The 23,449-nt window shown below is 71.6% G+C and carries 19 protein-coding genes; 3 read left to right on the forward strand and 16 right to left on the reverse strand.

All coding sequences use genetic code 11. The features are described from left to right. Positions 1–4: 4 nt before the first annotated feature. The 13 genes from mtnK to gmd form a co-directional block, all read right to left on the reverse strand. Positions 5–1,297, reverse strand: coding sequence for an S-methyl-5-thioribose kinase (gene mtnK, locus HV824_RS15860; protein ID WP_176423646.1), 1,293 nt, complete (start codon positions 1,295–1,297; stop codon positions 5–7). 3 nt (positions 1,298–1,300) lie between these two features. Next, positions 1,301–3,025, reverse strand: a complete 1,725-nt coding sequence (locus HV824_RS15865; RefSeq protein WP_176423647.1) for an FAD-dependent oxidoreductase — start codon at positions 3,023–3,025, stop codon at positions 1,301–1,303. Between the two features lie 2 nt (positions 3,026–3,027). Then, positions 3,028–4,092, reverse strand: a complete 1,065-nt coding sequence (locus tag HV824_RS15870) for a glycosyltransferase family 9 protein (protein ID WP_176419239.1) — start codon at positions 4,090–4,092, stop codon at positions 3,028–3,030. A gap of 18 nt (positions 4,093–4,110) precedes the next feature. Next, positions 4,111–5,436, reverse strand: coding sequence for an aspartate aminotransferase family protein (locus tag HV824_RS15875; RefSeq protein ID WP_176423648.1), 1,326 nt, complete (start codon positions 5,434–5,436; stop codon positions 4,111–4,113). Positions 5,437–5,444: 8 nt separating this feature from the next. After that, entirely contained in the window at positions 5,445–6,020 is a 576-nt protein-coding gene (locus tag HV824_RS15880; protein ID WP_176423649.1) for a hypothetical protein, read from the reverse strand. After that, entirely contained in the window at positions 6,017–6,868 is an 852-nt protein-coding gene (locus tag HV824_RS15885; RefSeq protein ID WP_176419242.1) for an inositol monophosphatase family protein, read from the reverse strand. Before HV824_RS15885 ends, HV824_RS15880 begins: the two co-directional genes overlap by 4 nt. Further along, positions 6,858–7,517 carry an SIS domain-containing protein gene (locus HV824_RS15890; protein WP_176419243.1) on the reverse strand — a complete coding sequence of 220 codons (660 nt, stop codon included), beginning with the start codon at positions 7,515–7,517 and terminating at the stop codon, positions 6,858–6,860. Before HV824_RS15890 ends, HV824_RS15885 begins: the two co-directional genes overlap by 11 nt. After that, positions 7,518–8,081: an HAD-IIIA family hydrolase gene (locus tag HV824_RS15895; RefSeq protein ID WP_176419244.1), complete on the reverse strand. Its 564-nt coding sequence runs from the start codon at positions 8,079–8,081 to the stop codon at positions 7,518–7,520. Continuing rightward, positions 8,072–9,298 (reverse strand): FAD-binding oxidoreductase, encoded by a 1,227-nt coding sequence (locus HV824_RS15900; protein ID WP_176419245.1) that lies wholly within the window; start codon positions 9,296–9,298, stop codon positions 8,072–8,074. The genes HV824_RS15895 and HV824_RS15900 overlap by 10 nt, the downstream gene beginning before the upstream one ends. A gap of 3 nt (positions 9,299–9,301) precedes the next feature. Further along, the gene (gene hldE, locus HV824_RS15905) at positions 9,302–10,792 is read right to left on the reverse strand and encodes a bifunctional D-glycero-beta-D-manno-heptose-7-phosphate kinase/D-glycero-beta-D-manno-heptose 1-phosphate adenylyltransferase HldE (RefSeq protein ID WP_176423650.1); all 1,491 of its coding nucleotides are present in this window, start codon (positions 10,790–10,792) and stop codon (positions 9,302–9,304) included. Continuing rightward, a complete protein-coding gene (locus HV824_RS15910) occupies positions 10,789–12,261 on the reverse strand; it encodes a hypothetical protein (protein WP_176419247.1) in 1,473 nt (490 codons plus the stop codon). The genes hldE and HV824_RS15910 overlap by 4 nt, the downstream gene beginning before the upstream one ends. A 211-nt stretch (positions 12,262–12,472) precedes the next feature. After that, positions 12,473–13,399 carry a GDP-mannose 4,6-dehydratase gene (locus HV824_RS15915; RefSeq protein ID WP_176419248.1) on the reverse strand — a complete coding sequence of 309 codons (927 nt, stop codon included), beginning with the start codon at positions 13,397–13,399 and terminating at the stop codon, positions 12,473–12,475. Then, on the reverse strand, positions 13,400–14,374 hold the full coding sequence (gene gmd / locus HV824_RS15920) for a GDP-mannose 4,6-dehydratase (protein ID WP_163779986.1): 975 nt from the start codon (positions 14,372–14,374) through the stop codon (positions 13,400–13,402). Positions 14,375–14,516: 142 nt separating this feature from the next. Here gmd and HV824_RS15925 point away from each other — a divergent pair, with 142 nt between their 5' ends. The 3 genes from HV824_RS15925 to HV824_RS15935 all read left to right on the forward strand — a co-directional run bounded on the left by HV824_RS15925 (position 14,517) and on the right by HV824_RS15935 (position 18,223). After that, complete coding sequence (locus HV824_RS15925) at positions 14,517–15,770, forward strand: myxosortase-dependent phytase-like phosphatase (protein ID WP_176419249.1); 1,254 nt, start codon at positions 14,517–14,519, stop codon at positions 15,768–15,770. 45 nt (positions 15,771–15,815) lie between these two features. After that, positions 15,816–17,603, forward strand: a complete 1,788-nt coding sequence (locus HV824_RS15930; RefSeq protein ID WP_176419250.1) for a bifunctional UDP-sugar hydrolase/5'-nucleotidase — start codon at positions 15,816–15,818, stop codon at positions 17,601–17,603. 221 nt (positions 17,604–17,824) lie between these two features. After that, positions 17,825–18,223: a hypothetical protein gene (locus HV824_RS15935; RefSeq protein WP_176419251.1), complete on the forward strand. Its 399-nt coding sequence runs from the start codon at positions 17,825–17,827 to the stop codon at positions 18,221–18,223. 74 nt (positions 18,224–18,297) lie between these two features. Here the strand turns inward: HV824_RS15935 and HV824_RS15940 are convergent, their stop codons facing one another. The 3 genes from HV824_RS15940 to HV824_RS15950 form a co-directional block, all read right to left on the reverse strand. After that, on the reverse strand, positions 18,298–21,075 hold the full coding sequence (locus tag HV824_RS15940) for an Hsp70 family protein (RefSeq protein WP_176423651.1): 2,778 nt from the start codon (positions 21,073–21,075) through the stop codon (positions 18,298–18,300). Positions 21,076–21,102: 27 nt separating this feature from the next. Beyond that, positions 21,103–22,965 (reverse strand): Hsp70 family protein, encoded by a 1,863-nt coding sequence (locus HV824_RS15945; RefSeq protein ID WP_176423652.1) that lies wholly within the window; start codon positions 22,963–22,965, stop codon positions 21,103–21,105. Positions 22,966–23,026: 61 nt separating this feature from the next. Then, positions 23,027–23,449, reverse strand: a 423-nt coding sequence (locus tag HV824_RS15950) for a DUF2760 domain-containing protein (RefSeq protein ID WP_176423653.1), incomplete at its 5' end; no start/stop codon positions are given.

Raw genomic sequence — 23,449 nt, forward strand, 5'->3', positions numbered from 1 at the left:
GCGCCTACCCGCGACGTTTGGGTCGGAGGTGCTCCGCGAGGTCCCTCGCCACCGTGGTGACGTCGGTGATGGCGCGGTAGCGCCCGGGGGTGAGGAGGAGGGCCCGTCCCAGCTCGACGCAAGCGCGCTCACAACCGGCGCGGCGGTCAGGGTCGGCGATGCTCTCCAGGTCCAGGTTGTGCGCGAGCCCGAAGATGCGGCGGAGCATCTTCGCGCCCGCGAACGCCAGGCTTTCACTCAGCAGCCCCTGGAGCCAGCGCCGGCGCTCCTCGGTGAGCGCGCGCCGGTCGGCCGGTGAGGTGAACAGCGCGGAGGGATAGGCGTCGCCGCGGCCGTGCGCCTCCCAGAGCGCCAGGAACCCGTCGTGGAAGCCTGACCACATGTCCTCCAGCGTCTCCAGGACCCAGGCCTGATAGGGGGCGCGCGGCGCCGCATCGGTGGTGTGGCCCTCCTGGCAGAAGTAGTTGATGAGCAGGTTGGCCATCAGGGCGCCCACGTCGAACCCCATGGGGCCGTAGAAGGCGAACTCCTGGTCGATGACCCGCGTGTCCTCCTGCGTCACCATGATGGAGCCGGTGTGGAGGTCACCGTGGATGAGCGCCTCTGCCCGCGTCAGGTACTGGTGCTTGAGGCGGGACGCCGCCAGCTTCAGGTCCACGTCCTCACGGACCTCGGCCGCGAGGCCATCCAGCTGGGGCGAGGTCCACCGGTTGCGCGGGTGAAGCTGGTAGGGCTCCGTGAAGACCATGTCCTCCATGATCTGGCACATCGCGCTGTTGGCACTGAAGGTGGCCACCCGGCGCCGCTTCTCCGCCGCGGTGAGGGCCAGGTCGGAGGAGAAGAACAGCGAGCGGGCCAGGTAGTCCGCCAGGTGTCCGGCGAGGCGTGGGTAGCAGACGCCGGCGGTCATCCCCTTGCGGAGGATGATGTGCGGCGTCAGGCATTCGAGGACCAGGACATATTGCCTGGCGTCATGGTGGAGGACCTGGGGGACGCGCCCAGGGACATGGCGGCCGTGTTCGAGCAGCGCCTGATGTTCGAAGTGGATGCGCTCCAACGTCAGGGGCCAGGACTCACCCACCAGCCGGACGTAGGGCAGGGACTGCTTGACGCAGACGCTGCCGGCGGGGCCGTGGACCAGGAACACCTGGTTCACGTTTCCGTCGCTCACCTCCTGCGTGTGCCAGTCCGTCGCGCCGCCTCCCAGTTGCTTCGCGAGGTGGGGGTGGCTGGAGAGGTAGTCGGGCAGGCTCTGTTTCTGGAGAGGGCGGTAGCCCTCGGGCACGCTCAGCGCCATGGTTCAAACGCCTCCTCGTGAGGGGATTCGCTTCGCTGTCCCGCGCGGACCCAGGCGGGTGCCTTCGTGCCGGAGCCAGCCGGGCCAGCCGAGGCCCAGGTGGTCCTGCAGGGTGCACTCCGCGGTGGCCAGCGTGCCGTGCACCGAGCCCGGGTCATGGGACCAGCAGTCGCTGACGATGAAGACCTGCTCATCGGCGAGCGGCTTGCGCATCGCGGGGATGATGTCACCGGAGACGTGGTGCTCCCGCCAGACGTGCCAACCGCCTCCGTGGGGCGCGTCGGACCAGTCCTGGCAGCGCGCGGCGACGGGCCAGGGGGCGTCCTCGACGCCGTGGAACTCCAGCAACATCGCGTGGGCACGCTCGACCATCTGACGGCTGGCGGGCGCATCGGCGGGCAGGGCCGGCGCCTCCAGCGGCCCCTTCGAGTCCGGATACAGCTCGCCCGCGCGGAGGCGGCTCCAGTACGCCGCGTCGGTGCCGCTGGTGTACGACGCCAGGAGCACGGCGGGAGGGTGCCGCGTGTCGCCGCCGGCCCAGTACCAGAGCTGACGCAGTGGCAGGTCGGTGGTGCTGCGCCCTCGGGAGACGCCCGTCTGCTCCCACCAGGGAGACGGGTACGCGAGGAACAGCTTCACGGCCGGGACGGCGCGCACGCCGCGGAGGTTGCGATTCAGCGCCGCGTCCTCGAAGAGGAAGCTGTCCGGGTCGAGCGACTCCAGGGCGTGCTGCGGTAGCGCGAGCAGCACGCAGCGCGCCTTCACCCGGCGCGACCTGCCTCCCTCCGGCGCCGCGAAGCGCAGCGTGTAGGCGGGCATGTCACCGGCGCCCGGGTGTCTGTCGAGCCGGCGCAAGTGGTGGTGCGGCCACGTGGTGCCTCCCGCCGCCCGGTAGCGCGCGTGTAGCGCCAGGGGCAGGGCGTCGAAGCCGCCCCGGAGGCGCCGGTAGCGGCCGTCGATGGGGGCGTGGAAGAGCACGTCCAGCCAGTCCGCGATGTTCCCGTTCTCGGCGAGGTTGTCGTAGCCACCCGCATCCTTCACCAGTTGGATGGCCTCCTGTCCGAGCACCTGTCCGAGCAAGGTTCGCCACGACAGCGCGTGCAGCGGTGCGCCGTCGATTCGGGCGGCGGCCTTGCGTTGGGTGTACTCCCGCTCCGAGGCGGTGACGTCCTCCCAGGACTGACGCTCGAAGGCGGCGTGGTAGCGCGCGCGCAGGCCGCTGAAGCCGGGCAGCGCGGTGTCGGTGACGTGTTGCTCCAGGCCCGACGGCCCCAGGAGCCGCTCGGCCGTGCGCAGCCGGTAGGGGAGGGGTGTGGTGCTTCGCGCGAGCGCCGTCGTCTCCAGCTCCCGTTGCCGGAAGCGCTTGCCCCGCAGGTACGCGAAGTTCTCCGGCTGGCCGAACGAAAAGTCCGTCACCTGGTCCGCCAGCCCCAGGTGCTGGATGAGGTCGGCCACGAGGTGCAGTTGGTCGTGGAAGCGCATGCCTCCGAGGTCCGCGGCGACGTCCGGCAGGCCGGGCAGCCGGACCGACCACAACCGGCCTCCAAGGCGCCCCGTGCTTTCGTACAGCCCCACCCGGAGCTGCTCCCGGCCCTGGCGCAGCGCCGCGAGGGGGGAGTGCCCGTGGGGCGTGACACCTGCGAGGAGCCGGTAGCCGAGGTAGCACCCGCCCACGCCACCACCGACGATGGCGACGTCCACCTCATCCTGGGGGGCGTCGGGCGCCACGTTCAAACCGCTCCGACGGCGCGGAGAATCTGCTCGGGGGACAGCAGGTCCATGCAGTCGCGCTGGACGCAGCCCGCATCGAAGTCCTGCTTGTAGCACATGAGGCAGGGCACCTCCGGTTCGAGCACCGTGCCCCGGCCATACATGTAGAACTCGTGCCGGTTGAACGTGTTGTTCAGCAGGACGATGCGCTTGCGCAGCCCCACGGCCGCGTGGAACGCGAACGTCACCGACGTCACCACCACGTCGGCCAGGCTCAGCAAGCCGATGAAGCCGTCGAAGGGCTGGACGCCGAAGTAGCGGACGCCGGCCCGCGCCGAAATCTCCAGGTTGCGCTCGTGCTCGTCGGGCCCGCCCACGAGCACGACCTCGCGGCCCGTCTCCTTCAAGCGCCTGGCAAGCGTCGCCCAGTTCGCGGGCGAGTAGAGCCGCGGCTTCCATTGGCTCCCAGCGCCTGTGTTGAGCATCACCACCTGCTTGCCCGGCTCGAGCTCCACCTGGGGCGGGGTGTAGTCGGGCAGGATGTACTCCTCGCCCTGGAAGGCGAAGCCGCAGATGTCGAACAGCTCCTGGACGTAGTGCCGGGTGTTCGCCTTCATCAAGTCGTCGAAGACGCCCGTGCGCCACTTGCGCTGGCTGTCCCCGTCGAAGGGCAGGATGACGCCGTCCTTCTGCGTGAAGCCCTTCTTCACCCGGCCGTCCACGCGGTTCGCCAGCGCGCACGCCTCCACGTCCTTGTCCAGGGACAGCACGAGGTCGAAGCGCAGGTCGAGCACCGTCGTCACGCCCGCGAGGTCGTAGCGCAGCACCTTGAAGACCTCTCGCCGGGGCACCAGCTCCGGGTAGTGCGTCAGCCAGAAGATGCGCGCCCCCGGGTGCCGCTGGCGGATGGCGTGGAGCAGCGGCGTGTTGCGCACCACCTCGCCCGCGGCCTGGAGCTTGATGATGAGCACGTTGCCGGTGGCGGGTTGGTAGTCGGCGCAGCCGTCGCAGTGCGTCCCTCGCGCCTTGTGCGGGCCGCAGGGCTTGTAGCCGTTGAAGTGCTGGCAGTCGGTCCGGATGTCCATGGTGGCTCGCTCCCGGGGCTACGCGGCCTGCCGAGCCAGGGACTGGGCGTCGGCGTCCAGCTCCGCGAACGTGTCGCGCAGCACGGCCACCATGGCCTCCAGCTCCTCGGGGGTGACGGTGTAGGGCGGCATCACCAGGATGGAGTCGCCGCTGCCGTCCGGCAGGTAGCCAATGGAGAAGTAGAAGTTGCCTCCCCGCCGCATGGCCCGTTGCAGCACCTGCTCCGCCAGCCGCGCCGTCCTGGGAAAGGCGCGGCGGGTGCGCTTGTCGGCGACGAGCTCGAGGCCGCAGAAGAGGCCCAGTCCGCGCACGTCGTCCACCCAGGAGAAGGCGGTCAGCTCCCGCAGCTTCGCGCGCAGGGCGTCCCCCTGGCGTTGGACGTTGTCCAGCAAGCCCTGACGCTCGATGACGTCGAGCACCCGCAGGCCCACCGCCGCGGAGAAGGGGTGATTCGTGAAAGTGAACCCGTGGGCGAAGTTGGCGCCATCCCGATGGAGGCCGTCCACGATGCCGCGGCTGGCATAGACGGCGGATAGCGGAAGCAGCCCCGCGGCCATCCCCTTTCCCTGGACGATGATGTCCGCCTGGACGCCTGAGTGCTCGGACGCGAACCACGTGCCGCAGCGGCCGAAGCCGCACATCACCTCGTCGAAGATGAGGGTGACGTCGTGACGGTCGCAGATGTCCCGGACGCGCTGGAGGTAGCCTGGTTTCGGGACGCTGACGCCCATGGAGGCGCCAATCACCGGCTCGACGATGAAGGCCAGACAGCTCTCGGGACCCTCTTCCAGAATCTTCCGTTCCAGCGCTTCGGCGCAGGCCTCGCCGGACTCTGGCCGGCGGTAGGCGTCCGGCGCGGGGATGAAGCATTGCTCGCGCAGCAGCCCGTCGAACAGCAGCCGGTCGCGAGGCTTGCCCGTCACGGCCAGGGCCAGACCGGTGGCGCCGTGGTAGCCCGGCTCGGTGGCAATCACCTTGTGCTTGCGCGGGCGCCCCGTCTTGCCCAGGTGGAACTGGTACGCGAGCTTGATGGCCGTCTCCACCGCGTCGGAGCCGCTCCCCATGAGCAGGACGTGGGAGATGTTGGCCGGGGCCAGGGCCACCAGCCGCTCGCCGTAGGTCTCCAGCTCGGGCGTGGTGAACTGCATGCCGTGCAGGTAGCTGACGTGCCGCATGGACTCGGCGGCCTGCCGCGCCAGCTCCTCCAGGCCATGTCCCAATACGGCGACGCCCGCGCCGCCCACGGCGTCCAACCAGGCGTTGCCCGCGTCGTCGTACAACCTCGCGCCGCGCCCGCGGACGATGCGCGGATAGCGGTGCTCGAAGCGTCGGTGGAAGAGCATGGCGACTCCTAGGCGTCCAGGACGTACTCGAGGGCGCGCCTGGCGCAGGCCTCGGGGGAATGGCGGAACCACGTCTCGATGACCTGATGGGGAACGGGCGGAGGCACGAAGCGCGCCTTCACGTCGAGGTACTCTTCCAGCGTCGTGCAGCCGCCGCAGTACCCGGCGCGGGCGCGTTGACTCAGCAGTCCTTGTACGGCCTGGGGGGCGTCGTCCGCGGGGCGGAGCCAGAGCACCTTGAGCCGCGCCTGCGCATGGGGCCCGAGCACGCGCAGGAGGTACTCCCAGCTCGAAGGCCGCGAGTAGGTGGTGACCGCCACGAGCGAGCGCGGGGGCCGTGCGACCTCCAGGTGGATGCGCACGGCCTGGTGGAACAGCTCATAGGCCATGGTCATCCGGTTCAGGTTCCGCTGCCGTCCCGCCTCCGTGGCCTCCCAGTCGGGCTCCGGCGGACCGATGCCCGCTCGGGCGAGCACGTCGATGTCGATGACATGCGCTCCCAGGGGCGGGCCCAGCAGCGCGGCCGTCTCGCTCTTGCCGGAGAGGGGCCAACCACACAGCACGGTGACCGTGGCCGCCATCACGTCTCCCTCCGTGCCAGGCCCGCGTCCGCCAGGTGCGTCAGGAGGGCGGCGTGCAGGTGCCCGTTGGAGAAGAGCAGCTCGGTGCAGCGCGTGAGTGACCAGGGCGCGCCGTCGAAGCACGTCACCTGTCCACCGGCCTCCTCGATGAGGCCAACGGCGGGCAGGTGGTCCCAGGGCTTGTTGTCGATGGCCAGGACGGCGTCGATGCTGACGGGCAGGTGATGGCCGCGCGCCAGCCGCGTCCCCGCCCAGCAGAAGGCGCCGAAGTTCCGGATGCGCGTCACCCCGGCGACCAGGGGCGGGTGGTAGAGCCGCCCCACCGTGGGCGTCGTCCCGTCGACGGCGATGGAGGCCCGCGCCAGTTGCTCCACGGAGGAGACGCGCAGTGGGATGGCCGTCTCTCCCCGGAGGATGACGATGGCGCCCTGGCCGCGCCTGCTGACATGGAGGCCCCCGCCGCCCAGCCGCTCTTCGGTGGGCAGGAAGATGACGGCCTCCTCGACACGGCCTCCCACCACGCTGGCGAACTGCAGCCCGAAGAGGGGCGCGCCCAGGAGGAGGCTGTTGGTGCCGTCCACCAGGTCGACCACGCAGCAGTCACCCTGGGGCGGCCATGGGGACACCCCCTCTTCGTTGATGGGCAGGCCGGGGTATCGCCTGGCCAGGAACGCGGACGTGCGCTCGCGCAATTCGTCGACGACGCCGTAGACGAGCCGGTCATCCGCGCGCGCGGTGTGCGCCCCCACCGCGCCCTCGAGCAGCCGGGTCCAGAGGGGCCGCAGGTCTCCGGCCAGGAACTGCCACAACGTGCGCGTCTCCACGTGGGGGCCCGCCGCGTCACTTCTCATGGCGAGCGCTCCAGTCCGTCCCGGCCTCGGCGAGGACCGCCCATTCCCGCTCCACCAGCATGCACAGGACGTGGGCCAGGGTGATGTGACACTCCTGGATGTGCTGCACGTTGCCGCTGGGCACCCGGATGCAGACGTCACTCAGCCCCAGGAGCTTGCCTCCGCCGCTTCCGGTGAGCGCCAGGGTGCGGATGCCCAGCAGCCGCGCGCAGCGGAAGGCCCGGACCACGTTCTCGGACTCGCCGCTGGTGCTGATGCCGAGCAGCACGTCCCCGGGGCGCCCCAGCGCCTGGACCTGACGTTCGAAGATGTGGCTGAAGCCGAAGTCGTTCGCGTGGGCGGTGATGAGCGAGGTGTCCGTCGTCAGCGCGATGGCGGCCAGCCCCGGCCGCACGAGGTCGTGGCTCAGCGCGCTGACGAACTCCGCCGCCAGGTGCTGGCAGTCCGCGGCGCTACCGCCGTTTCCACAGAGCAGCACCTTGCCGCCTGATTGCAGCGCCTGCGCCAGGAGGTTCGCCGCCGCCTGGATGTCCTGCTCGCAATGCTCCAGCAGCCGCTGCTTCGTGTCGATGCTGCCCTGGACGTGCTGCCGGACGAGGCGGGTGCCCGGCTCGCTACGGTCCTCTACTGCCTTCAGCGCTGTCTCCATCTACATCCTCCCCCGCTGGTGAATGTGCCGTTGGACGAACTCCGAGGCGTGAAGCAAATCGTCGACGACGTGGTGGGCTCGGGCGCCGGGAGCGCCCTCTTCCGCCGCGCCATGGCCCGTGCGGACCAGGAAGGTCATGGCTCCCAGGTGCAGGCCCCAGGCGATGTCGCTGCGCTTGTCCCCGATGACGAAGCTGCGCGACAGGTCGATGCCCAGCTCCGTCGCTGCCCGCAGCCCCAGCCCGGGCCTGGGCTTGCGGCACGCGCAGCCCGCGTCGGGCAGGTGGGGGCAGACGTAGATGCCGTCCAGGTGCAGGCCGTCTCGTGCCAGCCAGGCCCGGAGCCGCTCATGAATCGCATCGAGGGCCTGCTGGTCGAAGTAGCCCCGGGCCAGTCCGGATTGATTGGTGACGAGCACCAGGCCCAGCCCCAACGCACGGAACCGGCGCAGCGCGGCCAGGGTGTTGGGGAGCAGCCGCAACCCGTCCGGGCCGCGCAGGTAGTCCCGCTCCTCGATGAGCGTGCCGTCACGGTCCAGGAGGACGAAGGCCCGGGTCAGTGCCATGCCGTCACCTCGTCCCAGGGCGACAAGCCCACGGTCGGACGTGGCCAGCGCCTCGTATCGAGGAGGAGCTGGTGGCCGGGGCGCACGCCTCGCTGCGCGAGCCGGGCCGCCACCTGCTCCGCCACGAGCGGCGCGAAGGCCAGCTTGGTGGGCCAGAGCTGCGTGACACCATCCGAGTGGTGGAGCACGGGCCCGTCGGGCCGGAGCCCGGCGGCTTGCCGCCCCTCGGCGCGCTCCACATCCAGGACCGCCAGCGCGCACGCGGACAGGTCCACACCTGGAAGCTGCGCGGCCAGCGCGTCCCGTGCCGTGCGTGCGTGGGCGAGCGGCTCACGGTCCAGGCCCGCTTCGGCCAGCGCTCCGCCCAGATACCAGACGGTGCGGCCCACGCTGTCGCGGTGGCTGGTGACGGTGACGCGTGGCGTGGCGCCTGCTCCCAGCCAATGCGCGTAGAGGTCTGGCAGCGCGCCTCGGAGCATCACCATGCGCAGGGGCCGGCGCTGCATGGGGGCCGCGCCGGTGGGCATCAGCCGCCCGAGGGCCTCATTCCCGGCGCCCGCGCACAGCACGACCTGCTCACACAGGACCTCCAGCCGCTGCCCGCTGGGGCTCTGGACGTCCACGCCCGCGACGTGCCCGGCGGCGTACCGCAGGCGGGTGGCTTCGGGGTTGATGGCCAGCAGGGCCTCGTGGTTCGCGTGGGCCAGGGCCTCGAGCACGGACGGGACGTCCACCACCGGCTCCTCGAGCTGGTAGACGGCATGCCGCGCGGACGGGCCGAGCGCCGCGGCGAGGGGCTCCGGGATTCGCTCCGCGTCGAGCGCCGCCACGCGTCCATGGAGCAGCTTGCTGGCGAAGAGCCCCGCCAGCCGTGAACCCCACCCCTGACCGGCGACCAGATACTGGTGCCGCGACAGCAGGCGGGCGCCTCGCAGGTCCGGGGCGTGCTCACCTTGGAGGGACGCGCGCCATCGGGCGGGCATGGCGGTAAGGGCCTGGCTCGCCGCGCCGAGGGCGCCGTCGAGGGCGTACTTCAGTCCTCCGTGGATGATGCCCTGCGCGCGGAGCGTCTGGCCCATGCCCAGCTTGCCGCCCTCGCACAGGATGGCGGCGTACCCCTGGGCGCGCAGGTGCGCCAGCGTCCAGAGGCCGCAGATGCCACCCCCCAGGATGGCCACGTCGGCGCGAACCTGTTCGATGGGGGCGGGGCCGGCCATCGCTCACCCTCGCTCCTGGGACGCGGGGGCCGCCGTCTTCGCGCCGCCGCGCTCGTGGATGCGCGCCACCAGCCCGCTGGTGGAGCACCCCTCCATGAAGTCGAGGATGCGCACCTCTCCGCCCGCTTCGCGGACACAGCGCTGGCCGGGGACCTGCTCGGGGCGGTAGTCGCCGCCCTTCACCAGCAAATCTGGCAGGAGCCCGCAGACCAGCCGCTCCGGCGTGTCCTCGGTGAAGGGCACCACCCAGTCCACGGACGAGAGCCCGGCGAGCACCTGCATCCGCTGCTCCACGGGGTTGAGCGGCCGGGCGGGGCCCTTGAGCCGGCGCACCGAGGCGTCATCGTTGACGGCGACGATGACCCGGTCCGCCAGGTCCGCGAGCTGCGCCAGGTAGGTGACGTGACCGGCGTGGAGGATGTCGAAGCACCCGAGCGTCAGCGCCACCCGCTCGCCTCGCGCCTTGGCCTCGCGGACCAGGTCCACGAGCCGTGCCTCGGTGACGACGCCGCGCGGTGGCTCAGCCGGGCCGGACAGCGCGCGTTCGAGCTCCGTCACCGACAGCGCGCAGGTGCCTCGCTTTCCAATGACGATGCCCGCGGCGGCGCTGGCCAGGGCCACGGCTTCCGGCAGCGGCACGTCCACCGCGAGCGCCGCCGCCAGCACCGCGATGACGGTGTCCCCCGCGCCCGTGACGTCCCGGACTTCCGTGGCCGACGTCGGCACGTGCAGGGGCGGGTGTCCTTCGCGCAGCAACGTCATGCCCTCGGCCCCGCGGGTGATGAGCAGGGCGTCCAGGGACAGCGCTCGCAGCATCGCGAGCCCGCGGGTGGCCAGCGTGGCGTCGTCCGCGCAGCGGCCCGCCACGGCCTCGAACTCACTCCGGTTGGGGACGAGGACGGAGGCGCCCCGGTAGCGGGTGAAGTCCGTTCCCTTCGGCGCGACCAGCGTGAGGCGGCCCTTCTCCCGGGCCCGTTCGATGAAGCGCCAGGGCTCCTTCAGCGTTCCCTTGCCGTAGTCGGACAGCACCACGACGCGCGTCTGCGCGAGCTGGGGTTGGAGCCGCTCCAGGAGCGGCTCGTCACAGCTACCCGAAAGGCCGTCCTCGAAGTCCATCCGGAGGAGCTGCTGCTGGCCGCCCAGCACCCGCAGCTTGGTGATGGTCCTCGCGCTCCGCACCCGCACCAGGTCGGCGCGCACGCCCGCCGCCGCGAGTTGCACGTCCAGCGCGGCTGCGTCCGCGTCCTCTCCGGTGACGCCGAGCAGGCTGACCGCGGCCCCCAGCGCCGCGGCATTCACGGCCACGTTGGCCGCGCCTCCCGCGCGCGACTCGTCGCGGTTCACCAGCACCACGGGGACGGGGGCCTCGGGAGACATGCGTGTGGCCTCCCCATGCCAGGAGCGGTCGAGCATCACATCCCCCGCGACCAGGACCCGGGCCTGGTGGAAGGGAGGCAACCGGCGCTCGCGGGGAGGCGTCTTCGCGGCCGTCATGACAGGCCTCCCTGGACCGCCGCCTGGAAGGTGGCGCGTCCTCGCTGGAAGCGGGGCAGGTAGACGTCGCGGAGGAAGGCCCGTGTGCCGGGGAGGTCGTCGCCCGGGGCTGGTGCCTGCTGGAAGGTGCCGTCGGCGGCGAAGTACTCCGGCACGGGCGGCGTGCCGTCATGCAGGCCTTCGGCGCGCAGGGCCTCCGTCAGCCGGCGGTTGCAGGTGGCGACCTTGTCGCGGATGAGCTCGGTCCAGTGGCGCCAGAGGGGGAGCTCGTGCCAGAGCGGCTCCAGGCGGCGGGAGAGCGCCAGCAGGTGCTCCGCGTGGGGATGGTAGCGGGCGAGCTTGTGGTAGCCCTCCTCACGCGTCGCGCCCTCATCGACGATGCCCTGGAGCAGTCCCCGGTAGAAGCCGAACAGGTCCTCCAGGTTGTCGCAGTCCTTGAGGACGAACGGGTCGACGGTGTCCGCCTTGAGGCACGCGCGGACGCCGAAGAACGCGGACGCGAAGTCACTGGCGTGGTCCTGGCGCAGGCCCTCACCCGGGGGCAAGGAGCCGCGTTGGCGCCGGAGGCCGTAGTGGAGCGTGCTCAGGCAGGCGCGCCCCCTGGCGCTCGCGAGGGCTCGCCAGGCGGTGCGCAGGAAGACGTCCATGTAGGCGCTGGAGTCCTTCGCGCCGCGCAGGTCATCCAGCCGGGACAGGCCGCGCAGCCCCGCACGCGTGAAGCCGAGCAGGTTCGGGTCCTTCACATCGAGCGCTCGCGCGTCACCGCCGCGAGGGATGAGCGTCTCGTAATAGTTGCCGAGGAACAGCTCGGGCTGCCCGTCCGGGAAGACGCGCTGCTTCGCGCCGACGTTGAGCACGAGGTCGTGGGGCCCGAGCTCCGGCTCCATCAGCCAGGGGAAGACGTCGTAGGCGAGCACGATGTCTCCCGCCGACCAGACGAGGGTGTCCGCCGCCTGGGCGCCCAGGGCCTCCGAAGCGCCTCGGATGGAGTGGAAGAAGGAGCGGTGTCTTGGGTCCTCCGGCACGTAGAGCAGGTGCTGGGCGTCCGGGAGCACCTTCGCGGACACGAGGTAGTCGCGAAGCACCTCCACCACCTGGCCGACCTCGGGCGGCCCATAGACGCTGACCTGCACGCCGCAGGTGGCGAAGTGGAGGATGGGGAAGGCGATGGCGGGGATGTTGTCGAGCAGGGGGTAGAGGAACTTGAGGTCGTCGACCCCACCTTGCAGGGTGCGCTCCATTCGCGTCGCGGCGATGCGCACCGGGGCGCGGAGCGTCCGGCCGTGCTGCTGGTCGCGCATCCGCCGGTGGGCCACGACGCGCTTCTCGACGATGCACGCCAGCGCGGCTTCTTCGGAGGGGAACAGCTCATGGCTCGCCGAGATGGCGACGTGGCGCGCGGGACGGGCATGGCCGGCGCCCGCTCGCACGCGGGCGCGCGGGAGGCTCCACGACTTCTGCGAGGACATGGCGCACTTTCCGGGAGGTGGGTGGCGTGCCGCGAGGACGCCCCGACAGGCGCCCCCCACGGCACTTCAGCAACCCCGGTGCCACTGTCCGGAAGGCGCCCGCGCCTTCATGTTTCGAGCACTTGCGCGCGGAGTCCTTGCGCACCCGCACTCATGGCGTCATTTCGCGACGCGCGCGCGTCCTGGGGATACGCGCGCGCTGCCGCTCCACTCACGCCGCGCCGGGCACGCGGGGGCCGAGCACGTCGCGCAGCGCGTCCGTCACGGTCAGCTTCGGGGCCCAGCCCAGCGCCTTCAGCTTGTCGGGGGCGCCGACGAGGCTGGGGATGTCGGAGGGCCGCAGGCGCGCGGGGTCCAACTCGATGCGCGCGTCGACGCCCGCCAGCGACAGCATCTCCTCCAGCAGGCTGCGGATGGTGCGGCCCTCGCCGCTGCCGATGTTGTACGCCTGCCCCGGCTCGCCCTTGTCGAGCAGCAGCCGGTAGGCCTCCACCACGTCGCGGACGTGGGAGAAGTCGCGCACCGCCTCCAGGTTGCCGGTGCGCAGCACCGGGTCCACCGTGCCCAGGCCAATGGCGCGAATCTGCGCCGCGAACGAGGGCACCACGAAGGTGGGGTCCTGCCCCGCGCCCAGGTGGTTGAAGGGCCGCGCCATGACGACCTCCAGCCCGTAGCTGCGGTGGAACTGCACCGCGGCCAGCTCCGCCGCGGACTTGGAGGCCGCGTAGGGGCTCAGGGGCACCGCCGGGGTGTCCTCGGTGGCGCGCGTGCCCTCGGGCACCGGGCCGTACACCTCGCCGGAGCCCACCAGCACCACGCGCGCCTTCGGGACGCTCTCGCGCACCGCGGTGAGCAGGTGCACCACGCCCATGGTGTTCACCGCGAACACCCGGGACGGGTTGTGGTGGCTCTTCGCGACCGAGCTGAAGCCCGCCAGGTGGATGACGCCCTCGGGCTTCACCTCGGCCAGCGCCGCCTTCACCGAGGCCTCGTTGGCCACGTCGAAGTGCAGGGCGTTGCTGTTGATGCCCTCACCGCGCGGCCCATGGGCCTCCACGACCTCGTCGCCAGCGGCGCGCAGCAGGGCGCACAAGTGCCGGCCGACGAAGCCATCCGCGCCTGTTACCAGAATGCGCATCTACCGCTGCCCCGCCTTCACGCGCTCCAGGTCCGCGTCCACCATCATCTCCACCAGCTCCTTGAAGCGCACCTTGGGCTCCCAGCCCAGCTTCGTCTTCGCCTTGGCCGGGTCACCGATGAGCAGGTCCACCTCCGCGGGGCGCACGAAGGCCGGGTCGATGAAGACGTGCTTCTCCCAGTCCAGGCCCACGCGGCCAAAGGCAATCTCCACCAGCTCGCGCACGGTGTGCGTCTCGTTGGTGGCCACCACGTAGTCCTCGGCCTGCGGCTGCTGGAGCATCCGCCACATGGCGTCCACATAGTCGCCCGCGAAGCCCCAGTCGCGCTTGGCGTCCAGGTTGCCCATGGGCAGCTTCTCCTGGAGGCCCAGCTTGATGCGCGCCACGTTGTACGTGACTTTGCGCGTGACGAACTCCAGGCCCCGGCGCGGCGACTCGTGGTTGAAGAGGATGCCGCTCACCGCGAACAGGTTGAACGACTCGCGGTAGTTCACGGTGATGTGGTGGCCGTAGGCCTTGGCCACGCCGTACGGGCTGCGCGGATAGAAGGGCGTGTCCTCCGTCTGCGGAACCTCCAGCACCTTGCCGAACATCTCGCTGGACGACGCTTGGTAGAAGCGCGCCTCCGGGCGGGTGTGGCGGATGGCCTCCAGCATCTTCGTCACGCCCAGCGCGGTGAACTCACCGGTGAGCACCGGCTGGTTCCAACTGGTGGGGACGAAGGACTGCGCCGCCAGGTTGTAGACCTCATCGGGCTTCGTCAGGCTCAGCAGCGCCGCGAGCGAGAACTGGTCCAGCAGGTCGCCCTGGTGGAGCTGAATCTTCCCGTGCAGGTGCTGGATGCGCTCGAACTTCTCCTCCGACGAGCGGCGCACCATGCCGTGCACCTCGTAGCCCTTCGAAAGGAGCAGCTCCGCGAGATAGCTGCCGTCCTGCCCCGTGATGCCGGTGATGAGTGCGCGCTTGGTCGCCATGGTCTCTTCTGTGTTGGCTGGAGGACGCACTTTCTAGCCGACGCCGTCACCCGTCGCCAACCGTTCCGGGAGGCTTCCCACTTGAAAGCCTGACACCTCGTGCCAAGTTAGGGCGTTCCAATCGCTCAACCTCGAGGCGGTCATGCGCAACCCAACCCCCCTGGCCCTGGCGGCGTTGCTGCTGGGCACTCCGGTGTCCGCGCAGGTCGCCGTGCCGCCGACGTCGCAGTCCGAGCCCGACCCGTCCATCACCGGAGGGGTGCTCCAGGACGTGGCCCTCTGGGTGAGCCCCGGCGCCCCCGGCAGCAGCCTGTTCCTCACCGCCTACAACAGCCCCAACTCGGGCCTCGTCACCTTCGGCGTGGGGGGCGAGCAACTGGACGCGGAGCTCCCGGATGGGCCGATGTCCGCCGTGGCCGTGCGGGACGACTTCCCGCTGTCCGGGGTGCAGCAGACCCTGGCGGTGGCGGCCAGCATCAACCTCAACGGGCTGGTGGCCTACACGGTGGACCCCGACCGCGCGGACCGGGTGGTGCGCGTTGGCGCAGGCGCCTTCGTGACGGGGACGCAGTTCTCCGCCGTGGCGCTCCATCAAGACGAGGACTCGGGCCGGTTCCATGTCTTCGCGGGCACGCCCACGGGCGTGCTCCAGCAGTACGAGCTGGCCGGGGACACGGGGAGCGTGACGGCCACCCTGGTCCGCACGCTCACCACGACGGGGCCCATCGCGGGCCTGGCGGTGGACGAGGCGTCGGACTCCCTGTTCGTCACCCAGCAGGGGCAGGGCCTGTGGCGCTACGCGGCGTCCGCCGACGCGGACGTCACCGGGCAGCAGCTCGCCATCCAGGGCACGGGCGGGCTCTCCAACAACGTGGGCCGGGTGGCGCTGTACCGCGCGCGCGGCGGGGAGGGGTACCTCCTGGTCGCGGACACGGGCGCGGATGCGTTCGCCGTCTACGAGCGGCGCGCGAGGACCTTCGTGGGCGCGTTCCGGCTGGCGGACGACGATGGGGGCGTCATCCGGGCGAATGACCCGGTGGCCCTCGCCGTCTCCGCGTCGCCGCTGGGCACGGCCTACCCCGAAGGGCTCTTCGTGGGCAGTGATGCGTTCTCCAATCCTCAGCGCTTCCTGTATGCGCGCTGGCCAGCGGTGGCCGAGGCGTTCGACCCCGCGCTGCGAATCGACACGCGGTCCGACTCGGATGGGGGGACGGACGGGGGCACGGACGGCGGCTCGGGCGACGGAGGTGGCACCGGTGGTCCGGGGCCGCTGCCTCCTCCGGGGGTTTCGCCTCCGGCTGACTCCGGTTGTTCGTGTGCTTCGGCCTCCGTGCCGGCCACCGCGGCGTTCGCGTTGCTCGCGCTGGTGCGGGTGGGGCGCCGCCGCCGCGACTGAAGCGCGTTGCCAGCGGGCGCGCGCCGCGCTGAAGTGCGCGCCCTCATGCGTTCCTTCCGACTCATCGCCCTCGCGTTGGTGTGCGGGGCCACCCTCTCGTGCTCTGGCGCCCGGACTCGCGGCGCGCCCCGCGAACCCATCCGCATCACCCTGGTGGGCATCAACGACTTCCACGGGCAGGTGGAGCCCCACCGCACGCCGTTGAAGGACGGCCAGGTGGTGGAGGAGGGCGGCGCCGCCACGCTCGCGGCCTATGTGGCGCGGCTGCGCGCGGACAACCCGGGCGGCGTGGTGCTGCTGGACGCGGGCGACATGTTCCAGGGCACGCTGCCCTCCAACCTCACGGAAGGGGCGGTCGTCATCGACGTGTACAACCACCTGGGGGTGGACGCGGCCGCCATTGGCAACCACGAGTTCGACTATGGCCCCGTGGGGCCGGGCTCCATGGCGCGGCGGCCCGGGGATGACGCGCTGGGGGCGCTCAAGGCGCGCATCGGCCAGGCGCGCTTCCCCCTGTTGTCGGCGAACCTCCGCGACGCCGCCACCGGCGCGCCCCCCGCCTGGACGGGCAATGACGGCACGTCCCTGCTGGAGGTGAAGGGCGTGAAGGTGGGCCTCATCGGGCTCTCCACGGAGGACACCCCCAAGGTCACCAACCCCGCCAACGTGACGTCCCTGCGCTTCCTGCCCCTGGCGCCCGCCGCGCTGGAGGCGTCCCGCTCCCTGCGCGCGCGCGGCGCGGAGGTGGTGGTGGCGGTGGCGCACGCGGGCGGCAAGTGCGCGGACTTGAGCAACCCCCGCGACACGTCGAGCTGCGACCTGGGCGACGCGGAGATTCTGTCGATGCTGGAGCGCCTGCCTCCAGGCACGCTCGACGCCGTCGTGGCGGGGCACACCCACCAGACGATGGGCCACTTCTTCGCCCAGGTGCCCATCATCGAGACGACGGGGCTGGCGCGCTCCCTGGGCGTGGTGGAGCTGTTCGTGGACCCGGCCAGCCGCCGCGTCCTGCCCGAGCGCACCCGCATCCAGGCCGCCATTCCCCTCTGCGCGAAGGTGGACGCCACCCAGGGAACCTGCGATGGACGCCGCCTGCGCAACGCGCCCCAGGTGCGCCTGGAGCCCGCGTCGTTCATGGCCGAGCCGGTGGTGCCCGACGCGCAGGTGGCGCCGCTGCTGGCGCCGGCGCTGGCGCTGGCGCGGGAGGCGCAGAATCGTCAACTGGGACTCATGGCGGCCACGCCCCTGGCCCGCGGCTACACGGAGGAGGGCCTGCTGGGCAACCTGGTGGCGGACGTGCTGCGTGCGTCGGCCAACGCGGACGTGGGGCTGATGAACCCGGGCGGCGTCCGCGCGAACCTGCCCGCGGGGCCGCTCACGTTCGGTCAGGTGTTCGAGGCGCTGCCCTTCGACAACACGGTGGCTGTCATCTCCCTGACGGGCCCCGAGCTGGCGCGGCTGCTGTCGCTGGCCTATGGCAATGACATGGGCTCCATCTTCGCCGTCTCCGGCCTCGAGGTGACGCTGGAGCGCTGCCCGGGGCACGGGCGGTTCTCCAAAGTCGCCCTCACCGGAGGACAGCCGCTCGTGTCCGACGACCGGACGCTGTACCGGGTGGCCCTCCCGGACTTCCTGGCGCGGGGCGGTGACGGGCTGGAACCCCTCCTGCGCACCGTGCCGCCGGAGCGCATCGAGATGGCCCCCGTCAACGGGCTCGACCTGCGCGAAGCGCTCATCGCCTACGGGAAGGCCCGAGGCGGCACGCTGGACGCCCCGGCGCTGGGGCGGGTTCACTACAAGGGTGTAGCAAAGTGTCTGCCAGCGGCGCGCTGAGCGCGTCCCGGCTGAAAATTCGAACGACGGCTGATCCGCTGGGGTTGAACGAGAGGACTCAACCCAGCGGAAGGACACTGAAACCGCGCCGGGGGCCGATTTTTCGGCCTGGGATCAGTTTCCAACGGGAAGCGGAGGTCCTACTCTAGTCCCTGCGAGTGTCCACTCCGAGGTGGCCCAGGGCCTGCGTGGGTGGACTCCCGTGAGCTGGAGGAACCGACATGCTCTACAAAGTGACCCCGATGATGGCGCCGCCTGCGCCTGACAAGGCGAAGCAGCGTGAACCGGGGCAGGGCCAGCCGCGCAAGCGTCGCAAGTCCGCCGTCTACGACGCGGATGGTCAAGAGGTGCTCATCTCGCTGATGTGCATCAAGTGCAGGACGCTGAAGCCGCTGGCGCAGTTCGGCCTGCGGAAGATGGCGGATGGCGCCATCCGGAATCAGCCTTGGTGCCGCACCTGCCGCTCGGGCGCGGGCAGCAAGAAGCCCAAGGCGGGCAAGGACGCCGCCGCCGCCGCGCCGGTGGAAGAGGCGGCCCCGGTGCTCCAGGTGGTGCCGGCCGCGGCGCGGCCCGAAGCGGGTGAAGCGCCCGCCGAGCCTGTCGCCGCCGTGCAGGGCTGATCCACCGCCCGCTGTCCCGACCTCGGGGGCTGGACCTTCCTGGTCCAACTCCCGCGGGAGCATTCCTTCCAAACCTACGAGAGCCGCAGCCCGGCGGGGAGCGTATCCCCGAGCGCGCGAGCCTCGTCCGCGGCTTCCAGCGCCACCACTTCGCGCACCATGCGCACCCACGTCTCGGAGGCCTTCGCCGCCAGCAGGGCCTGGGCCGTGCGCTCGCGCAGCTCCGGGTCCAGGTCGCGCGTGCGGTCTCCCGTGAGCCGCGCGAGCTGCGCCGCCGCGAAGGACGCGCCGTCAAGCTTCCGCAAGTCCAACTCCAGCAGCAGCGTGAGCCAGGCCTCGGCCGTGTCCACGTCCACCACCTTGTGGCTGCTGCCGTAGAGGGGCACTCGCGCGCCCAGGCGTCCCAGGGACCAGGCCCAGGGGCCGCCGGACTTCGCCTCGGCCTTCAGCCGCGCGGCAATCCACCGGCCCAGCTCCGCCTTGTCACCCGGTGGCAGGTGCTCCAGCGAGGCCGCGGTGCGGACCATCTCCTCCAGGCCCTCGGGCTGGATGCCCTTGAGCTTCCCCGGCGGCGGCGCGTCCGGTGGCACCTTCCGCGCCAGGTGGGGCTGGAGGTACGCGTACAGCTTCTGCTGCCGCGACTCGTCCAGTCCGCCCGCGATGCGGCGCCACATCACCCAGAACTCCGTCCACACCGCCTTGTCGGTGTGGTGCTGCACCAGCGCGTCGAAGAGGCCGAAGGTCTGCTCCGCGCGCCAGCCGTCCAGCGGGTAGCCGAAGCCCGGCCGCAGGCTGAAGCCGGTGAGGCTGTAGAAGACGCGCTCGTGGTCGTCCGAGCGCCGGCGCTTGCTCGCGCCCGCGAAGAGGGTGCTCCACATCTCCCGCAGCACCGGCACGCGCCACGTCTCACGAGGGCCCAGCGCCTTCTCCAGCGTGCGCCCGAGCTGCTTCACGTCCTTGGGGCCAATGGGCAGCGGCTTGTTGCCGTAGACGCGCTCGATGTTGTCCTTCGCCTCGACGAAGCGCGCGGGCATGGACTCGGTGACCGTCAACTCGTGCGCGCCGCCGGTGCCGCGCAGCTCGAACTCCAGGCGCCACCGCTCGTCCGCGATGTTGGAGACGCAGTACAGCTCCAGCGTGCCAATCTCCGTCAGCGCCGCCTGGAGGTGCACGGGCACCTCGGCCACCTTGTTGGAGGCGCCCTTGAGCAGCGTGTGGATGGGCGGCAGGGGCTTGAGGTCCTCCACCAGCGGCACCAGGTCTCCGGGCTTGTCGATGCGGTCGCTGGTGGTGGAGTAGAGCTGGAACTGCACCGGCCGGCCCAGGGTGAGCGAGAAGGGGCGCTCGCCCAGGTCCACCTTCTGGCCCTCCTCGAAGCCGCGGGGGATGAGGCACAGCGCGGGCTGCTCGGCGCTGTCCGCCGCGCGCTGCAGGCCCACGTAGTAGGCCCGCGCCGCGCCGCCGCCAATGCGCAGGCCGTGGCCGCGCCGCACCAGGCCGTAGTACGCGGCGCCTCGGGCCACCGCGAGCTCCAGGGACTCGTGCCGCAGCAGGGGAATGCGCGGCGCGCCTGGCCACCACGCGGAGAGGGCCTCCACCAGCCGCTCGGAGAGCTGGGGCGAGTTGAACACGCCGCCGTTGAGCAGGATGGCGTCCGGCCGGGGCAGGGCGCCCTCCGCCGGCGCCGGCTCGCCCAGCGCCGCGAAGCCCGCCGCCGCGTGCTGCGCGAGGAAGGCCGCCAGGTGCCGCGTCACCGCCGCGTCCTGCACATAGGGCAGGCCCAGCTCCTGGAGCGCCATGCGCGCGGCGCGGCGCGGCCTGTCGGTGGGCGCGGTGAGGGGGAAGAAGCCGTCCAGCACCAGCGCCTGCGCCTCGTCACGCGACAGGTCCGTGGACAGGGTGCCGCCCAGCAGCTTGCTGCCGCCACCCACCAGCGACACGCCGTGCTTCTCCGGCGGGGCGAGCCCGAGCAGCGCCTCCTTCGCGGTGCGCGCGGCCTGGATGGCCTGCGTCCACTGCGTGGCGGACAGGCGGCGGCCGTCCGTGAAGAGCTTCTCCTCCACCCGGCGCGCCAGCGCGGCGTCCATGTTGTCGCCGCCCAGCATCAGGTGGTCGCCCACGGCCAGCCGCCGCAGCATGGGGCCTTCGGGTGACACGCCCGCGTGCACCAGCGTGAAGTCCGTGGTGCCGCCGCCCACGTCCACCACCAGCACCAGCCGGACGTGGGACAGCGTCTGCTCCAGGTCCGCCCGGTGGCGCGCGGTGTAGTCGTAGAAGGCCGCCTGCGGCTCCTCCAGCAGGGTGAACTTCTCCAGCCCGGCCTTGCGCGCCGCGCTCACCGTGAGGGCGCGGGCCGCTTCGTCGAAGGAGGCGGGGACGGTAATCACCACCTCCTGCTTCGACAGGGGCGCGTCCGGGTGCGCGTAATCCCACGCGCGGGCCATGTGCGTCAGCAGCAGGGCGCTGGCGTCCACCGGGGACAGCTTCTGGATGTCCGCGGGCGCGCCCCAGGGGAGGATGGGCGCGGAGCGGTCCACGCCCGGGTGGCACAGCCAGCTCTTGGCGCTGGCCACCAGCCGCCCCGGCACGCGCGCGCCCTGCCAGCGCGCCAGCTCCCCCACCACCCACGGACCGCCATCATCCCCCCAGGGCAGCGTGAGCGAACCCTCCGCCAGCTCGTGGCCGGCGGGCACGTAGACAGTGGAGGGCAGCAGGGCCCGCGGGGCCACCTCGCCCTGGCGGACGAGCTGCGGAAGGGCGAAGTCCTCCACGGGGGCACCTGCGCCCCGCGAGGGGTCCACGGATGCCACGGCGCAATGGGTGGTGCCCAGGTCGATGCCAACGATTCGCATGACGCCTCCGATTTGACGGATGGCTTTCTACTCCTTCATGCGGACGTTGAGCTCCAGCTTCCAGCGTCCGGGGCCTTCCTTCTCCAGGCACCGGAGCTCCAGCGTGCCCACCTCCGTCACCGCCGCCTGGAGGTTGACGGGCGTCAAGTCGCTGAAGGTGGAGGGCTGGCCGGGCATGGTGGTCTCGATGGGGGCCAGCTCCTCCAGCCCGCCGCTGGCCAGCTCGGTGTCGACGTCCTCCAGCATGACGCCCACCTTGTCGTCGCGCCGCAGGGACGAGGAGAAGAAGCGGAAGCGGGTGGGCTCACCGGTGACGAGCCCGAACTCCTGGGGCGGGACGTCCGCCTGCGTGCCTTCCTCCATGCCGAAGGGGGCCACGCAGAGCGCCTTCACGGGCGGCTCCATGCCGGGCACCGCGGGCATCGCCGTCTCCACGCCCACGTAGTAGGCGCGGGCCGTGCCGCCGCGGATGCGCAGGCCGTGGCCCTGGCGCACCCAGCCGTAATAGGCGGCGCCGCGCGCCACCGCGAGGTCCAGGTCCGCGCCCTCCAGCTCCTTGGCGGGCTCGCCGCCATCCGCCGTGAGCCAGCCGTTGAGCACCTCCATGACGCGCGCCTTCAGCGGGCCGGCCTTGAAGACGCCGCCGTTGAAGAGCACCGCCGTGGGGTGGAGGAAGGCCTTGCCGCTGACGTCCACCGGCGCGTCCGGGCTGGTCGCCAGCGCCTGCGCCTGCCGCGTGAGGAAGGCCGCCAGGTGCCGGGACACGCCGGCGTCCTGGGCGTAGGGCAGCGCCATCTGCGCCAGGCCCGTGCGGCGCGCGGTGCGCGGCAGCTCGGTGACGGGCGTCACGGGGAAGAAGCCGTCGGTGAGGACGCGCTCCAGCTCCTCGCGCGTCAGCTCCGTGCGCAGCGTGCCGCCGATGAGCGACGAGCCCCGGCCGGGGATGGAGATGGGCGCGCGCTCCATGGACGGGTCGGCGTAGAGCGCCTCCTTCGCCTGACGGCAGCCGTAGGTGAGGGCGTTGAACTGCCAGGCGTCCAGCTTCTTGCCCTCGGCCGTCATCCGCTGGTTCAGCGTGTGCGCCAGCGCCAGGTCCATGTTGTCGCCGCCCAGCAGGATGTGGTCGCCCACGGCCACGCGCAGCAGCTCCAAATCACCCGCGCTGTCGCGCACGGTGATGACGGAGAAGTCGGAGGTGCCGCCGCCCACGTCCACCACGAGGATGACCTCGCCGGGCTGCACCTGCCTGCGGAAGTTCTCCCCCATGGCCTCCAGCCACGCGTAGAGCGCGGCCTGGGGCTCCTCCAGGAGGGTGATGTTGGGGATGCCCGCGGCCTTGGCGGCCTCCAGCGTCAAGTCGCGCGCCGCCGCGTCGAAGGAGGCGGGGACGGTGACGATGACGTCCTGCTCGGACAGGGCGTTGCCGGACTCCTCGCGCTCGCGGGCGAAGGTGTGGTCCCACGCCTCCTTGAGGTGGCGGAGGTAGCGCGCGGACGCGTCCAGCGGCGACACCCGCTGCACCTCGTCTGGAGCCTGCCATGGCAGCAGCGCCGCGCGCCGGTCCACGCCGGGGTGGGACAGCCAGCTCTTGGCGGAGGACACCAGCCGGGTGGGCACCTTGGCGCCGTGCGTGCGGGCGAACTCACCCAGCAGGGTGCTGGCCTCCGGCTTCCACGGCAGCGCCAGGCTGCCAGCGGGGAACTCCTGCGCGGAGGGCAGATAGAGGAAGGAGGGGAGCAGCGGGCGGGCCTCGACGGTGCCGGGCGCGGTCAACTGGGGGACGGGCAGCATGGACTGCGCGCCGCCGCGAGCCTTGCCCTCCTCCAGGTTGAAGTAGGACACCGCGGAGTGCGTGGTACCCAGGTCGATGCCAATGGAATAGCGGGCCATATCGGACGAGAACTCCTGGAAGACGCGGGTTTGTTCGCGCTGTGAATCCGTGGTGGCCGGCTCAGGGAAGCTCGACCTCCGCGGGAGCAAGCACGCGCGGGTCGATGGCCGGGCTGACGGTGGGCAGCTTCACCGCCGTCGTCATCCAGCCGTGGTGACGCAGGACTCCGTTGTAGGGCGGCTGGCCCGCCACGTTGCCGGTGAGGCGGATGCGCTGGGCGTCGAACCCGACGGGCACCGGCACCGCGTCCCCTTCCGACTGGGGCAGCACCCGCTCCAGCGTCAGGTACGTCTGGGCCACCTTGCGACAGCCCTCATGGACGATGCGCGCCGCGGCGCCCACCTCCGCGTCGGAGAAGGCGGAGACGTTCTCCTGCAGGAAGTCCACGAAGCGGCCCTCGCGCTGGAGCATGCCCAGCAGGGACAGGGCGCTGGCGTGCTCGCGCTCGGGGGCGAGGGCCGCTTCGTGGACTTCCTGCAGGAG

The sequence above is a fragment of the Myxococcus sp. AM009 genome (genome assembly GCF_013372605.1).
In the GTDB taxonomy this organism is placed as follows: Bacteria; Myxococcota; Myxococcia; order Myxococcales; family Myxococcaceae; genus Myxococcus; species Myxococcus vastator.

Excerpts from the sequence above, each read along its gene's own strand:
- mtnK (WP_176423646.1), bottom strand. The coding sequence starts at position 1,297 with ATGGCGCTGAGCGTGCCCGAGGGCTACCGCCCTCTCCAGAAACAGAGC.
- HV824_RS15870 (WP_176419239.1), bottom strand. The coding sequence starts at position 4,092 with ATGGACATCCGGACCGACTGCCAGCACTTCAACGGCTACAAGCCCTGC.
- HV824_RS15875 (WP_176423648.1), bottom strand. The coding sequence starts at position 5,436 with ATGCTCTTCCACCGACGCTTCGAGCACCGCTATCCGCGCATCGTCCGC.
- HV824_RS15885 (WP_176419242.1), bottom strand. The coding sequence starts at position 6,868 with ATGAGAAGTGACGCGGCGGGCCCCCACGTGGAGACGCGCACGTTGTGG.
- HV824_RS15890 (WP_176419243.1), bottom strand. The coding sequence starts at position 7,517 with ATGGAGACAGCGCTGAAGGCAGTAGAGGACCGTAGCGAGCCGGGCACC.
- HV824_RS15895 (WP_176419244.1), bottom strand. The coding sequence starts at position 8,081 with ATGGCACTGACCCGGGCCTTCGTCCTCCTGGACCGTGACGGCACGCTC.
- HV824_RS15900 (WP_176419245.1), bottom strand. The coding sequence starts at position 9,298 with ATGGCCGGCCCCGCCCCCATCGAACAGGTTCGCGCCGACGTGGCCATC.
- hldE (WP_176423650.1), bottom strand. The coding sequence starts at position 10,792 with ATGACGGCCGCGAAGACGCCTCCCCGCGAGCGCCGGTTGCCTCCCTTC.
- HV824_RS15910 (WP_176419247.1), bottom strand. The coding sequence starts at position 12,261 with ATGTCCTCGCAGAAGTCGTGGAGCCTCCCGCGCGCCCGCGTGCGAGCG.
- HV824_RS15915 (WP_176419248.1), bottom strand. The coding sequence starts at position 13,399 with ATGCGCATTCTGGTAACAGGCGCGGATGGCTTCGTCGGCCGGCACTTG.
- gmd (WP_163779986.1), bottom strand. The coding sequence starts at position 14,374 with ATGGCGACCAAGCGCGCACTCATCACCGGCATCACGGGGCAGGACGGC.
- HV824_RS15925 (WP_176419249.1), top strand. The coding sequence starts at position 14,517 with ATGCGCAACCCAACCCCCCTGGCCCTGGCGGCGTTGCTGCTGGGCACT.
- HV824_RS15930 (WP_176419250.1), top strand. The coding sequence starts at position 15,816 with ATGCGTTCCTTCCGACTCATCGCCCTCGCGTTGGTGTGCGGGGCCACC.
- HV824_RS15935 (WP_176419251.1), top strand. The coding sequence starts at position 17,825 with ATGCTCTACAAAGTGACCCCGATGATGGCGCCGCCTGCGCCTGACAAG.
- HV824_RS15940 (WP_176423651.1), bottom strand. The coding sequence starts at position 21,075 with ATGCGAATCGTTGGCATCGACCTGGGCACCACCCATTGCGCCGTGGCA.
- HV824_RS15945 (WP_176423652.1), bottom strand. The coding sequence starts at position 22,965 with ATGGCCCGCTATTCCATTGGCATCGACCTGGGTACCACGCACTCCGCG.